Origin of the sequence: Polaromonas sp., from assembly GCF_012927485.1 — a bacterium.
GTDB lineage: Bacteria > Pseudomonadota > Gammaproteobacteria > Burkholderiales > Burkholderiaceae_C > Polaromonas.
Genome location: NZ_JABBPC010000016.1, coordinates 24,126 through 36,117 on the forward strand (window position 1 = coordinate 24,126; position 11,992 = coordinate 36,117).

Annotated in this window: 15 protein-coding genes and 1 pseudogene; 13 read left to right on the top strand and 3 right to left on the bottom strand. The window is 56.6% G+C overall.

Features of this window, described 5'->3' with window-relative positions; translation table 11 throughout:
* Positions 1–9: 9 nt before the first annotated feature.
* Together HHJ16_RS07360 and HHJ16_RS07365 are read left to right on the top strand one after the other, a co-directional pair.
* The gene (locus HHJ16_RS07360) at positions 10–705 is read left to right on the top strand and encodes a hypothetical protein (protein WP_293641953.1); all 696 of its coding nucleotides are present in this window, start codon (positions 10–12) and stop codon (positions 703–705) included.
* Between the two features lie 55 nt (positions 706–760).
* The gene (locus HHJ16_RS07365) at positions 761–1,522 is read left to right on the top strand and encodes an RNA polymerase sigma factor FliA (RefSeq protein ID WP_293641954.1); all 762 of its coding nucleotides are present in this window, start codon (positions 761–763) and stop codon (positions 1,520–1,522) included.
* A gap of 87 nt (positions 1,523–1,609) precedes the next feature.
* Here the strand turns inward: HHJ16_RS07365 and HHJ16_RS07370 are convergent, their stop codons facing one another.
* The 3 genes from HHJ16_RS07370 to flgA form a co-directional block, all read right to left on the bottom strand.
* On the bottom strand, positions 1,610–2,068 hold the full coding sequence (locus HHJ16_RS07370) for a flagella synthesis protein FlgN (RefSeq protein ID WP_293641955.1): 459 nt from the start codon (positions 2,066–2,068) through the stop codon (positions 1,610–1,612).
* A complete protein-coding gene (gene flgM, locus HHJ16_RS07375; RefSeq protein WP_293641956.1) occupies positions 2,065–2,358 on the bottom strand; it encodes a flagellar biosynthesis anti-sigma factor FlgM in 294 nt (97 codons plus the stop codon). Before flgM ends, HHJ16_RS07370 begins: the two co-directional genes overlap by 4 nt.
* An 82-nt stretch (positions 2,359–2,440) precedes the next feature.
* Positions 2,441–3,157, bottom strand: a complete 717-nt coding sequence (gene flgA, locus HHJ16_RS07380; protein ID WP_293641957.1) for a flagellar basal body P-ring formation chaperone FlgA — start codon at positions 3,155–3,157, stop codon at positions 2,441–2,443.
* Between the two features lie 306 nt (positions 3,158–3,463).
* On the opposite strand from flgA, the gene flgB reads away from it, so the two are divergent.
* The 11 genes and pseudogenes from flgB to HHJ16_RS07435 all read left to right on the top strand — a co-directional run.
* Positions 3,464–3,865 carry a flagellar basal body rod protein FlgB gene (flgB, locus tag HHJ16_RS07385; RefSeq protein WP_293641958.1) on the top strand — a complete coding sequence of 134 codons (402 nt, stop codon included), beginning with the start codon at positions 3,464–3,466 and terminating at the stop codon, positions 3,863–3,865.
* A 17-nt stretch (positions 3,866–3,882) separates the two neighbouring features.
* The gene (flgC, locus tag HHJ16_RS07390) at positions 3,883–4,299 is read left to right on the top strand and encodes a flagellar basal body rod protein FlgC (protein WP_293641959.1); all 417 of its coding nucleotides are present in this window, start codon (positions 3,883–3,885) and stop codon (positions 4,297–4,299) included.
* Positions 4,300–4,339: 40 nt separating this feature from the next.
* A complete protein-coding gene (locus HHJ16_RS07395; protein WP_293641960.1) occupies positions 4,340–5,005 on the top strand; it encodes a flagellar hook assembly protein FlgD in 666 nt (221 codons plus the stop codon).
* A gap of 59 nt (positions 5,006–5,064) precedes the next feature.
* Positions 5,065–6,306, top strand: a complete 1,242-nt coding sequence (gene flgE / locus HHJ16_RS07400) for a flagellar hook protein FlgE (protein ID WP_293641961.1) — start codon at positions 5,065–5,067, stop codon at positions 6,304–6,306.
* Between the two features lie 58 nt (positions 6,307–6,364).
* Entirely contained in the window at positions 6,365–7,108 is a 744-nt protein-coding gene (locus tag HHJ16_RS07405) for a flagellar basal body rod protein FlgF (RefSeq protein ID WP_293641962.1), read from the top strand.
* Between the two features lie 69 nt (positions 7,109–7,177).
* Entirely contained in the window at positions 7,178–7,960 is a 783-nt protein-coding gene (flgG, locus tag HHJ16_RS07410) for a flagellar basal-body rod protein FlgG (RefSeq protein WP_293641963.1), read from the top strand.
* On the top strand, positions 7,960–8,646 hold the full coding sequence (locus HHJ16_RS07415; RefSeq protein WP_293641964.1) for a flagellar basal body L-ring protein FlgH: 687 nt from the start codon (positions 7,960–7,962) through the stop codon (positions 8,644–8,646). The genes flgG and HHJ16_RS07415 overlap by 1 nt, the downstream gene beginning before the upstream one ends.
* A complete protein-coding gene (locus HHJ16_RS07420) occupies positions 8,646–9,803 on the top strand; it encodes a flagellar basal body P-ring protein FlgI (RefSeq protein WP_293641968.1) in 1,158 nt (385 codons plus the stop codon). Before HHJ16_RS07415 ends, HHJ16_RS07420 begins: the two co-directional genes overlap by 1 nt.
* Before the next feature lie 8 nt (positions 9,804–9,811).
* A complete protein-coding gene (gene flgJ, locus HHJ16_RS07425) occupies positions 9,812–10,801 on the top strand; it encodes a flagellar assembly peptidoglycan hydrolase FlgJ (RefSeq protein ID WP_293641965.1) in 990 nt (329 codons plus the stop codon).
* A gap of 72 nt (positions 10,802–10,873) precedes the next feature.
* A pseudogene (locus tag HHJ16_RS07430) lies at positions 10,874–10,960 on the top strand (chemotaxis protein CheW); the annotation flags it as partial.
* A gap of 63 nt (positions 10,961–11,023) precedes the next feature.
* Positions 11,024–11,992, top strand: a 969-nt coding sequence (locus tag HHJ16_RS07435; protein ID WP_293641966.1) for an MCP four helix bundle domain-containing protein, incomplete at its 3' end; no start/stop codon positions are given.

Here is an 11,992-nt window from a genome sequence, read left to right on the forward strand (position 1 = left end):
GAGGCGCGCGTGAAAAAATCGGTTACTGATCAGGCGGACGGCCTGCGACGCTTGATGCTCAGCAGTCCGGGGCGATTGGTGTCCGTGGTGGGCAGTGATCCGGTCAGCGTCGCGAGCGTCACTTCGAACCTGGCGGCAGCACTGGTGCAGCAAGGCAAGGAGGTATTGCTGCTGGATGAACACGATGGCGCGCAAGCCGTTCAGGTTGATCGCGAGCAGCGGCTGGTGTTGATCAATGCCGTGCTTGATAAAGAAGGCGCCTTGTCGCGACTGGCGGCTCAGGCGGATAACATTGTGGTCGTGTTGCGGGCGAATGCGGCATCGATCAAAGAGTCCTATGCCTGCATCAAGCGGCTTCATTACGCCCACGCGCTGCAACGACTGCACGTGCTGGTCAACGGCGTGGCCGACGCGGTCGAGGCACAACGCATACTGGCCAATCTCGTTCATACCGGCAATCGCTATCTCGGGCTTGCCGTGGAGTCCGCGGGTTGGGTCAGGGCTGATCCTCTTTTCGCCCAAGCCCAGCGACTTAATTTAACTGTCGTCGAAGCCTTTCAAGCCAGCCCCGCAGCCACGGACTTTAGGCAAATCGCCTCAAATCTGCTCGAGTGGCCATTGCTTGCCGCAGGCGGTCGTCCACCTTCGCGGCCACCCGGAACGATTGCCAGCCAGAACGCCAATTTCCGGATGGAGATGCGTTGATGCAGCGGCCAAAGATTGCATGCCCCGATCATTAAGAAAGCAGGAGTAATTCTTGATGTACACCTTCCAAGGAAAGATCGACAAGTCCGGCACGTCTGATTTGCTGAAAGACTATGCGTCGCTGGTGCGACGCCTGGCCTTGCAACTGATTGCAAAACTGCCGGCCAACGTCGATTTAGACGATCTGATTCAGGCCGGCATGATGGGCTTGCTGGATGCTGCTAGCCGCTATCAGGATGACCAGGGCGCAAAGTTCGAAACTTACGCCAGTCAGCGTATCCGCGGCGCCATGTTGGACGAATTGCGGGCCAACGATTGGGTATCGCGTGGCTTGCGCCAGTCCTCGCGCAGCGTGGCGAAGGCGGTTCAGAGCCAGGAGCAAAAGCTTGGACGTGCGCCAACCGAAGGCGAGATCGCGCAGGAACTGGAGCTGCCGCTGGCCGCATACCAACACTTGCTGCAGGAGATCCACGGTTGCCAGCTGGTGTACTACGAAGATTTTGATCACCGTGATCAGGAAAACAGTTTTCTGGATCAGCAATGCCAGGGTGAACATGGCGATCGTGGTGACAGCAACGGACCTTTGGAGCAATTACTCGAGAGCGGGTTGCGACACCGGCTGGTGGAGGCTATTGAGGCCGTCCCCGAGCGGGAGCGCCTGCTACTCAGTCTGTACTACGAGCAGGAACTGAACCTGAGAGAGATTGGCGCAGTGATGGAAGTCAGCCAATCACGGGTTTGCCAGCTGCACAGCCAGGTAATCAGCCGCTTGCGGGGAATACTGGGTGAATCTGTTGAGCGTCCAATCAGCGGCTAGCGACTGGGAAAATGTTCGACCGCTGGGTGGATCTGAAAATGTGTCGATAAGCGCGCGCTAGGCCGGCTGCTACCGTTAAAGCCGTGCCTAGCCCAGGGCGAGACTGTTGCCGCTACTGGCCCCGGTACTGTGCGTGCCGTCCGGTCCATAAAGCGGTTGACCTTTTGCTTGCAGAAAACTGATCGATTGCCGGGTGAAGTCCAGATGCGTGTGAATCATCACGCCATTGCGATGATTGCGCTCATGCGCCAGCGCTGCACGCTCCCGTAAGTTATGCCACGCATTCTGCAGTGCTTCCCCGCCGGCCGCTGCGATGGCGTCCGCACCGCTGCGGCCCGCAGCGTAACCCAGTGACACCTGTTCCATCTCACGCCGATGACTCAAAAGCACAATCTGATCGGCCAGTTGCGACTTTCGGTTAGCCAGCTCTGGCAGGTCGGAGAAGTTGCCATGAGTCATGGCGGCGGCTTCCTGATCCAGTAAATCGATAAATTCCCCTATGGCGGCCTCTTCCTGGGCGAGGTGACCAAGTAAAGGGCTACTCATCGGGTCCCTTTGCTCAGCAGGTCACGAACGGTGGCCAGCAAGCCGTCGGCAATTTTGGCCGTGTTGACTTGATAGCGCCCGGCGCTAATACTCGCCCGAATTTCAGCGACGCGGGCGGCATTGAAGTCCTCGTGTATGGACGGCAGCGAAGGCGCCGACGAGGCGGACACCGCTTGCTTGGCTGCGGGAAGCGGCCCAGACGCCGCCCCATTGGGGGTGGTTTTGGAAGTCCCCATGGTCCGAGTGGCCGGCACGTTTTTCAAAGAACTGACGTTTTGATCGATTTTCATGATGTTTTTCTCAAGAGAGCTCACCTGTATAACGGCTGTTTCAGTCGAAACTTTAGGACACGTCGAACAAACCAGTGAAAAATCAGTTGGATCGTTCAATTACGCCACTGGATCGAACGATTCCGCTGAGCACTTGACCGCCTTGTATTTTTACCTGAACGATCGCACCGACGGCGGCATTTGTCATCGCTTTGCCCTCGGTGCTGACGACAAACCCCGGTCCCTGTGAAATCACCTTAATGATTTGCCCCTGCTGCACGATGGGGACACCGCGCAGCAATTCTCGCCGTATCGGTGCGCCTGAGGCGATCCGGTTCTCAGCCAGCATGCCGTTCAATTGAGCCGGATCGACAATGACGCTGCGTGGCAAGCTTGCGAGGTCACCTTCGCGCGCCTCGCCATCAGCGGGAGTCAGCGCTTGACCTGCGTCGATCGGACGCGCGGCAACATAGTAGGTGCCCAGTACTGCGACGTAGGCCGACACATAGCGAGTCCACGGCAGGTTCGAATTGCATCGGACGCCCACCGAAACGCGTCCCCATAAGTGCGCGCCATTCGGCAAAAAGGGTTCCGGTGCATCACATGACGGCAGATCACCCGACAACGGCCTGTCGACGGTCACGACTACCTTGCCTGGCAGGCCGGCCGTTTGACTCAATAAAAATCGATCGATCGCCAGGCGGGCATTGCCTTTCAACGGCGTCGCGCTGTAGGCTGGTAGGGTCAACGCCGTCATAGTTATCAATGCCAGGACCCCTGCCAGATGTCCAAGCAAAGATCCCCGCGTAGGCAATTGCATGAATCCCTTTTAAAAAATTACTAGCGTCAATTCAATGGTGCGCGCGCCGCAGGCGTAGCGCCTTGCATGATGCACCGGCGTATTTTAGCGAGTCGGATGGACGCGTTACGGGCCGAATTGCGTTGCAATCTGGATTTTGTTCAGGCGATTGAGCCACCCGCGTTTGCGCTCTAACAGCCTTCACTTGGCGCTACGGGAGAAGGGTTGAATAAGGCATTGAAACCCCATCTGTTCAGTTGATTGCCGGCATAACGGCTATCTACAATTATTTTCTAGCAAAGATGCGTCCTCAAACGATGAACAAATATGATTGACAAGCTGGATTCAACCTTCCGCTTCCATCAGGAGGCCCTCAACTTGCGGGCACGCAGGCAGGAAGTTTTGGCGGCAAATATTGCGCATGCCGATACACCTAATTTTAAAGCACGCGACTTCAATTTCAGCAGCAAGCTGATCGAGGCGGTGGAGCGTGGCCGGCAATCCATGTCAATGACCAGCACCTCACCCCGGCATCTGACGGGCGAAGCCGGTACCGGCGGCGACACGGCGCTGATGTATCGCACGCCTACGCAGTCAAGCATTGATGGCAACACCGTTGAGATGGATGTCGAGCGCGTCAATTTTGCCGATAACGCCATGCGCTATGAGGTGAACCTCACGGTGCTGAGTTCCAAAATCAAATCGCTGCTGTTGGCAGTTCAACAATAACGAAGCGGAGTCTGTGCATGCCGTTTTCCAATAACTCACTCGGTATTTTTGACATTGCAGGCTCGGCCATGACGGCCCAATCCCAGCGCATGAACGTCACTGCCAGCAATCTGGCCAACGCCGACAGTGTCAGCGGCCCTGATGGAAAGCCCTATCGCGCGCGTCAGGTGGTGTTTGAAATGGCGCCCGTGGACGGGCAGGATATCGGCGGGGTCAGAGTCGCGCGGGTTATCGAAGATCCCTCGCCCATGCGCATGATGCACGACCCTAAAAATCCCCTGGCAAATGCAGACGGTTACGTGACCATGCCCAACGTCAATGTCGTGGAAGAGATGGTCAATATGATCTCGGCCTCGCGTTCCTACCAGGCCAACGTTGAAGTGCTCAATACGGCTAAGTCGTTGATGCTTAAAACCCTGACTGTCGGCCAGTAAGGCTACCGACGGTTCAGCATTCTACTGACAGGAAAAATTTATGACGTCGACTGTAATCTCCCCGTCGAACAGTGCGGGCGTAGCGGCCGCACTGCCCTTGAATACCGGCTCAAACGCCGACAGCGAGCAGCGCTTTCTCAAGCTTCTCGTCACGCAACTTCAGAATCAAGACCCACTGAATCCTCTGGATAACGCCCAGCTTACCTCGCAGTTGGCACAAATGAGCACGGTCAGCGGGATCGAAAAACTCAATGGCGCAGTTCAGTCACTGCTCGCTCAAAGTGGTTCCAGCCAGGTGCTGCAATCAGCCGGCTTGATTGGCCGCACGGTGCTTGTGCCGGGTAATGACCTGGCGTTCAAGCAAGGCGTCAATATGCCGTTTGCCGTCGATTTACCCAAAACGGCAGAGTCGGTGAAAGTAACCATCACCAATGCAAAAGGAGACACCGTTCGCAGCTTCGACCTGGGGGCGTTGCAGCCCGGTGTCAAGACGCTGTCATGGGATGGATTGGGCGATAACGGAGTCCCGTTGGCGGAGGGTGCCTACGCCATCCATGTGGTTGCGACGGGGGGCGGTGCCTCGGTGGCGGTAAGCGCACTGACTTATACAAAAGTAGTCAGTGTGGCGCAGAGTGCCAACGGGGTTGAGCTTGAGCTGGAGGCCGGCAGGAAGGCCGCCCTCGGCGATGTCAGGTTGATCCTTTGAGCCAGGGTCATGCCCAGGGCTTGCTTCTTTAAACGTCAATTCAAAAAATAGGAAATATCATGGGTTTCGCACAAGGAGTGAGTGGTCTGAATTCTTCCGCCAGTAATCTCGATGTTATCGGCAACAACATTGCCAACTCGGGGACTATTGGCTTCAAGGCGGGTAGCGTGCAGTTTTCAGATGTCTATGCCGGTTCGCGGGTAGGTCTGGGTACTCAGGTTTCCGGCGTTTCGCAGAATTTCACCGCAGGTGCCGTGCAAAGCAGTACTCGCGCGCTGGATGTGGCCATTGTCAATGGCGATGGATTTTTTCGATTGGCAAGTCCGGGTGGTGAGGTGGCGTACTCGCGTAATGGCCAATTCAACATGGACAAGAACGGCTACATCGTTAATTCAGCGGGCTTGCAACTGACGGGCTACAAAGTGGGCGCCAACGGTGCCGTCGCGGGAGGCAGTCCCGCTGCCCTGCAATTGCCAACGACTGCCATGGCGCCGAATGCTACCCAGAATATTGCCGCCCAGTTTAATATCGACTCGCGCAGTACGGTGCCGACAGCGAGTCCTTTCAATGCCAACGATTCCGCAACCTACAACTACGCCAACGCGGTGACGATCTTCGACTCGCTGGGGAATTCTCACGAACTGTCGACATTTTTTGTAAAAACGGCGGCGAATACCTGGAATGTTTACGCGACCGCAGACGGTAATCCGCTCACATCGACGGGGGCGATGACCGTACCGCCGGCGGCGGCTGGTTCGCTGGCCACGGTGACGTTCGATGGCAGTGGTCAACTGGCCACCACATCGCCAACCACGCTGTCAATTGCGGGTCTTAATTTCAGCAACGGCGCCAACTCAATGGGTTTCACCGTTAACGTGGCAGGAACCACTCAGTTCGGTAATGTCAATGACGTGAAGAAACTGACCCAAGACGGTTACACGTCGGGTCAGCTGACTTCCTTTGCCATCAATCAGGATGGCACCGTCACAGGAAAGTACTCCAACGAGCAGAGCAAGACGCTGGGACGGATCGTCTTGTCTTCCTTTGTGAATCCGAATGGGCTCCAACCCAAGGGGGCCAACGTCTGGACTGAAACCGCTGCATCGGGCCAGCCCTTGACCGGCACACCAGGCGCAGGTACCAAAGTAGGTGCATTGGCGTCAGGCTCGCTCGAGGCATCCAACGTCGATCTGACCGCTGAGCTGGTCAATCTGATCATTGCTCAGCGCACCTATCAAGCTAACGCTCAGACCGTCAAAACGCAAGACCAGGTGATGCAAACCCTCGTAAACATGCGTTGAGGTCGGGACGGCTTGCTGATGTAGCTGGCCGTCGCGTCAAAGAAATCAAGGAAAAGTTATGGACCGGATGATCTATATCGGCATGAGTGGCGCCAAGCAGGCCTTGGAGCAGCAGGCGTCCGTGGCGAACAACATGGCGAACGTGTCAACCCCCGGTTTTCGGGCTCAGATTAATAATTTCCGGGCTGTACCAGTGATCGGCGACGAAGTAGCCACTCGCGCTATGGTGATTGCCACGACGCCCGGTGCCGACATGCGCTCCGGACCGCTGATGCCAACCGGCCGTTCGCTGGACGTTGCAATTCGCGGCGATGGTTGGCTGACGATACAGATGCCGGACGGTAGTGAAGCCTATACCCGGGTCGGCAACCTGCAGGTTGGCGCGGAGGGCCAGTTGCTGACCATGGATTCCCGGCCACTGGTTGGCGATGCGGGCCCGATGGTGGTGCCCCCCGGTTCCGCGTTGGTGATAGCCGGCGATGGCGTGGTGACCGCCCTCGGCGCAGGTGACCCGCTCGTTGGCGCTTCCGAGGTCGGACGTCTGAAGTTGGTGAACCCCGCTGCGGCTGACCTGGTCCGTGGTGACGATGGTATTTTCCGGATGCGGGCTGGCGCAGCCGCCCCGCAGGTTGACCCCAACGTGAGGCTGCTAAGCGGCACTCTGGAGGGAAGCAACGTCAATCCAGTGGAAGTGATGGTCGACATGATCGGCAACGCGCGGCGCTTTGAAATGCAGATGAAAACGTTGCATACCGCTGAGAGTAACGATCAGGTGGCGAACAAATTGTTGTCCACCGGGTAATTGGTTAGTCATCGATTTATCTTAATTTGACATGAGTGCGGCCACGGCCATCTCGCAGGAGTTCTTCCCATGATTCGTTCTTTATGGATCGCTAAAACCGGTCTCGATGCACAGCAAACACAGCTCGACGTCGTGGCCAATAATCTGGCTAACGTCGGTACCACGGGATTCAAGCGCAGCCGCGCAGTGTTCGAGGACCTGATGTACCAGAACCTTCGCCAGAGTGGCGGTCAGACCTCTGATCAGACCCGCATGCCCTCGGGCTTGCAATTGGGTACGGGTGTTCGCGTCGTTGCCACGGAACGCATTCATACCCAAGGTAATCCGACCAAAACCGACAACCCGAAAGATGTGGCAATTAACGGGGGTGGCTTTTTTCAGGTGTTGATGCCGGATGGCACCACAGCCTACACGCGCGATGGGTCGTTCCAGTCCGACCAAAACGGCCAGCTTGTGACTGCAAGCGGTTTCCCGGTGCAACCCGCCATCACGCTGCCGCAAAATGCCATCAGCATGACGATTGGTCGCGATGGTACCGTTTCGGTTGTGCAAGCCGGAAGCACCGCTAGCGTGCAAGTGGGTCAGATACAGCTGGCGACATTTTTGAATCCTACCGGTCTGCAAAGCAATGGTGAAAATCTGTATGTGGAAACCGATGCTTCCGGGGGGGCGAACCAGAGCGCACCGGGGCAGAACGGTGCAGGCAATCTGAATCAGGGCTATGTCGAGGCATCGAATGTCAACATGGTCGAGGAATTGGTCAACATGATTCAGACCCAACGTTCGTATGAAATTAACAGCAAGGTGGTCAAAACTTCCGACGAGATGCTGGCGCGCCTGGCGCAGTTGTGATGCCGAAAGGGTTCGCGAGTGCCTGTCTGGCACTGTTGGCAAGCCTCCTATTAATCGGATGTGCTCAAATTCCGCGGGAGCCGCTAGTGCATCAGCCGATGACAGCGCGCGCCGACAGGCAGGCGCGGCCGGTGGCGCCCTTGAATGGGGCGATCTATCTTTCTGGTCTTGGGGCGCAGGCCTTGTTCGAAGATCGGCGACCCAAGTATATTGGCGACATTCTTACCGTCCTGATCAGCGAAAATGTCAATGCGAGCAAGAACTCGGCAGCCGATGCCAGCCGCAGCGGATCCGCGAGTACCGATCTAGGCGTGATTCCCAAAATTTTTGATGGGTTGATCTCCAGCTCGCAAGATGCCAGTGCCAGTGGCAAAAACGCCATCAGTGCCAAAGGCGGGGCCAATGCCAAGAACACCTTCTACGGAGTGATCACGGTCACAGTGGTGGAAGTACTCCCGAACGGGAATTTGCTGGTGAGCGGCGAAAAGCAGATGTTGATCAATCAGGGCACCGAATTCATCCGTTTCTCTGGTGTGGTGGATCCACGCACCGTCAGCGCCAACAATACCGTACCGTCCACGCAAGTGGCGGATGCCCGAATCGAATACAGCGCGAAAGGCTATATCGACGAAGCGCAGACCATGGGCTGGCTGCAACGTATTTTCCTGAATGTGCTGCCATTCTGATCATGAAAACTCTACCCCTCGCGCTTCTGCAACGCCTCCAAAAAATTCAGGCCGCCGTGACGACCGCTTTCAGACTGTGCCTGCTGGTGCTGGCTGTTAGCGGATTGCCATCACATGCGGAGCGCTTGAAGGACCTTGCCAGCATTCAGGGTGTACGCGACAACCCGCTGATCGGCTATGGGCTCATGGTCGGCCTGGACGGTAGCGGCGACCAGACGATGCAAACGCCGTTCACCACGCAAAGTCTAAACAACATGTTGGGCCAACTCGGCATCACCGTGCCGCCGGGCACCAACATGCAGCTGAAAAATGTGGCCGCCGTGATGGTAACGGCGACGTTGCCGCCATTTGCGCGGCCCGGGCAGAGCATCGACATCACGGTATCGTCGATGGGCAATGCCAAGAGTCTGCGCGGCGGAACCTTGTTAATGACGCCCTTGAAAGGCGCAGATGGCCAGGTCTATGCGCTTGCCCAAGGAAACATGGTGGTGGGCGGTGCAGGGGCTTCTGCCAATGGCAGTCAGGTAAAAGTTAATCAACTCGTTTCCGGGCGAATTCCTTCCGGGGCCATCGTTGAACGAGCGGTGGCGTCGCCACTCGGTGGTGACGGCACCTTTATGGTCGAATTGAATACCACTGACTTTGGTACGGTGCAGAAGGCGGTGGATGCGATCAATCTCAACCTTGGTGCAGGTACTGCCAAGGCGCTCGATGCCCGAGTGATCCAGGTCAACGCACCGGTCCGGCCAGAAGATCGTGTGAGTTTTCTGGCTCGGATCGAAAATATCGACGTCGCTCCGGCGCAAGCCGTCGCCAAAGTCGTCATCAACGCCCGTACCGGTTCGGTCGTGATGAATCAGGCCGTCAGAATTCTGGATTGCGCCGTGGCGCACGGAAATTTGACCGTGGTGATCAATACCGATCCGGTCATCAGCCAGCCCAATCTTCTTGCAGGCGGGAGTACTGTTTTGACCCAGCGTTCGCAGATCGAACTCAATCAGGCGGGAGCGGCCCTGCAAGTTGTGCGGGGTGGTGCTTCCCTGGCCGAAGTGATCAAGGGTCTCAATACGTTGGGGGCTAACCCCCAGGATCTGCTGTCGATTCTGCAGGCGATGAAGGCTGTCGGCGCGCTCCGCGCCGAACTTGAGATTATTTAAGGTTGTTCATGAATACCTTTGGCCTCACCAGTCTCGGTGGCATAAATTCTTCTACCGCGGGTGTCCTTGACCAGCGCTTGTCGCTTGATGTGCAGGGTGTCGAGGCTTTGCGGCGCACGGTCCGCAGTTCACCGCAGGAGGGTATGAAGCAGGCGTCAAAGCAATTCGAAGTGATGTTTATGCAGATGGTGCTTAAGAGCATGCGTGAAGCCACACCGACAGACAGTATGTTCAGCGGGCCGCAAGAAAAGCTGTATACCTCAATGCTTGACCAGCAACTGGCACAGAACCTGTCCGGACGTGGCGTTGGATTGGCTCAGACCATGTTTGCGCAGCTTAGCCGTGCAACAGGTCTCGAGACCACCGGGTCGCCGTCGGACGCCGCTTCAGAAAAGCCCCTCGCTGATTTCCATCTGCTGGCTCCAAAAGCTGAGCCAGTGTTGCAGACATCTCCCGTTTCACCACAGTCATCGGCGCGAGGGGCGGACCTCTCGTTCTACGAGGAAGCAACCGCGCAGGCAACGCTAAGCCGAAGCATCTTGCCGCAAGCGCATGTGGAGCAATTCGTTTCGCGCATGCTGCCTGCTGCGCAGCAGGCAAGCCAGGCAAGCGGTGTGCCCGCGCAATTGATCATGGCGCAGGCCGCGCTGGAGTCGGGCTGGGGGCGACGCGAGATTCGCGCAGAAGACGGCAGGAACAGCTACAACCTGTTCGGCATCAAGGCGGATAGAAGCTGGAAGGGGCCGGTGGTTGAAACCACTACGACCGAATACGTCAACGGCGCAGCCCAGAAAACCCGGGCCACGTTTCGCGCCTACGGCTCTTATGAGGAATCGTTCTCCGACTATGCCAAGTTCCTGGTGAGCAACCCGCGTTACAACAACGTACGGGCAACCCAGGATCCCGCTGAAGCTGCGCAGGGCCTGCAGCGCGCCGGTTACGCCACTGATCCGCAATACGGTGGGAAACTGATTCGCATCATGAAGCAGATGACTTAGTTTCATATGACGAGCGGGCTGAATTTTCTCCTGAAGTTTGTGTCATGGGCAGGCTGCCGGACACTCAGTAGGCTGGATGAACGCATGCTGATCCTGGTTGATATTGACAAGCTGATGTCGAGTGCTGAAATGGGCTTGATTGAAAAACTGGCGGCTTAGAAAAACGTCCTGGTTGAATCGCAAGTTGATTCATCCAGAGGTTTAAAAAAGAAAGAGATAGAAATGAAGATCGTTAATCTTAAGGTGGCTACGCGGCTGGGAATCGGGTTCGCAATTGTTCTTGCTCTGTCGAGTATTTCGATCGGCACCGGGATTTGGAATATGCGCCAAATTGCAGCGGCAACGCAGCAAATGATGGAAACACCTTTGGCAAAGGAACGGATGGCATCAGACTGGTATGCCCTCATTGTCACCGCCGTCGTGCGCACATCGTTCATTGTCAAAAGCACCGATGAAACTTTAGCCAAGACGTTTGCAGACGACATCTCTGCAAGTGTCAAGACGGCGGCTGAAATTCAAAATTCACTTGATCCGCTGCTGACATCGGACGCAGAAAAAGAGGTAATCAAGGTCATCAAGGCTTCCCGGGGAAAATACCAGCAGGCCAAAGAAGCGGCGATGAAAGCCAAGCAGGAAGGCAAGACTGAGGACGCCTTACGAATTTACGACAGTGAATTCATGCCCAATGCGAAAATTTATCAGGGCAAGGTCATGGAGTTCCTTTCTTTGCAAAGAAAAGGCATTGACCTTACTGGACTTGAGATTGCCCGGTTACATAGCAGTGGCTTCAATCTTATGCTACTGCTCGGCGTATCAATGCTTGCATTGGGCGCTGTTTTCGCGTTCCTAATCTCTCGCTCTATCACCCGTCCATTGGCCGAAGCGATCAAAGTAGCACAAACCGTCGCCGCGGGTGATCTGGCCACCCGCATCGAAGTCAAATCCAAGGACGAAACCGGCCAACTGATGCACGCACTGAAGGCGATGAACGACAGCCTGGTCGGTATCGTCGGCGAAGTGCGGCAGGGCACCGACACCATAGCCAGCGCCTCCAGCCAGATTGCCGCCGGCAACATGGACCTGTCCTCACGCACCGAAGGGCAAGCCAGCTCACTCGAAGAGACCGCCGCCGCCATGGAGCAGCTCACGTCCACCGTCCAGCAAAACGCCGACAACGCCCACCAGGCCAAC

What these genes read in the sequence shown, in the direction of transcription:
- HHJ16_RS07365 (WP_293641954.1), top strand. Translation starts at nt 761, where the DNA reads ATGTACACCTTCCAAGGAAAGATCGACAAGTCCGGCACGTCTGATTTG.
- HHJ16_RS07370 (WP_293641955.1), bottom strand. Translation starts at nt 2,068, where the DNA reads ATGAGTAGCCCTTTACTTGGTCACCTCGCCCAGGAAGAGGCCGCCATA.
- flgM (WP_293641956.1), bottom strand. Translation starts at nt 2,358, where the DNA reads ATGAAAATCGATCAAAACGTCAGTTCTTTGAAAAACGTGCCGGCCACT.
- flgA (WP_293641957.1), bottom strand. Translation starts at nt 3,157, where the DNA reads ATGCAATTGCCTACGCGGGGATCTTTGCTTGGACATCTGGCAGGGGTC.
- flgB (WP_293641958.1), top strand. Translation starts at nt 3,464, where the DNA reads ATGATTGACAAGCTGGATTCAACCTTCCGCTTCCATCAGGAGGCCCTC.
- flgC (WP_293641959.1), top strand. Translation starts at nt 3,883, where the DNA reads ATGCCGTTTTCCAATAACTCACTCGGTATTTTTGACATTGCAGGCTCG.
- HHJ16_RS07395 (WP_293641960.1), top strand. Translation starts at nt 4,340, where the DNA reads ATGACGTCGACTGTAATCTCCCCGTCGAACAGTGCGGGCGTAGCGGCC.
- flgE (WP_293641961.1), top strand. Translation starts at nt 5,065, where the DNA reads ATGGGTTTCGCACAAGGAGTGAGTGGTCTGAATTCTTCCGCCAGTAAT.
- HHJ16_RS07405 (WP_293641962.1), top strand. Translation starts at nt 6,365, where the DNA reads ATGGACCGGATGATCTATATCGGCATGAGTGGCGCCAAGCAGGCCTTG.
- flgG (WP_293641963.1), top strand. Translation starts at nt 7,178, where the DNA reads ATGATTCGTTCTTTATGGATCGCTAAAACCGGTCTCGATGCACAGCAA.
- HHJ16_RS07415 (WP_293641964.1), top strand. Translation starts at nt 7,960, where the DNA reads ATGCCGAAAGGGTTCGCGAGTGCCTGTCTGGCACTGTTGGCAAGCCTC.
- flgJ (WP_293641965.1), top strand. Translation starts at nt 9,812, where the DNA reads ATGAATACCTTTGGCCTCACCAGTCTCGGTGGCATAAATTCTTCTACC.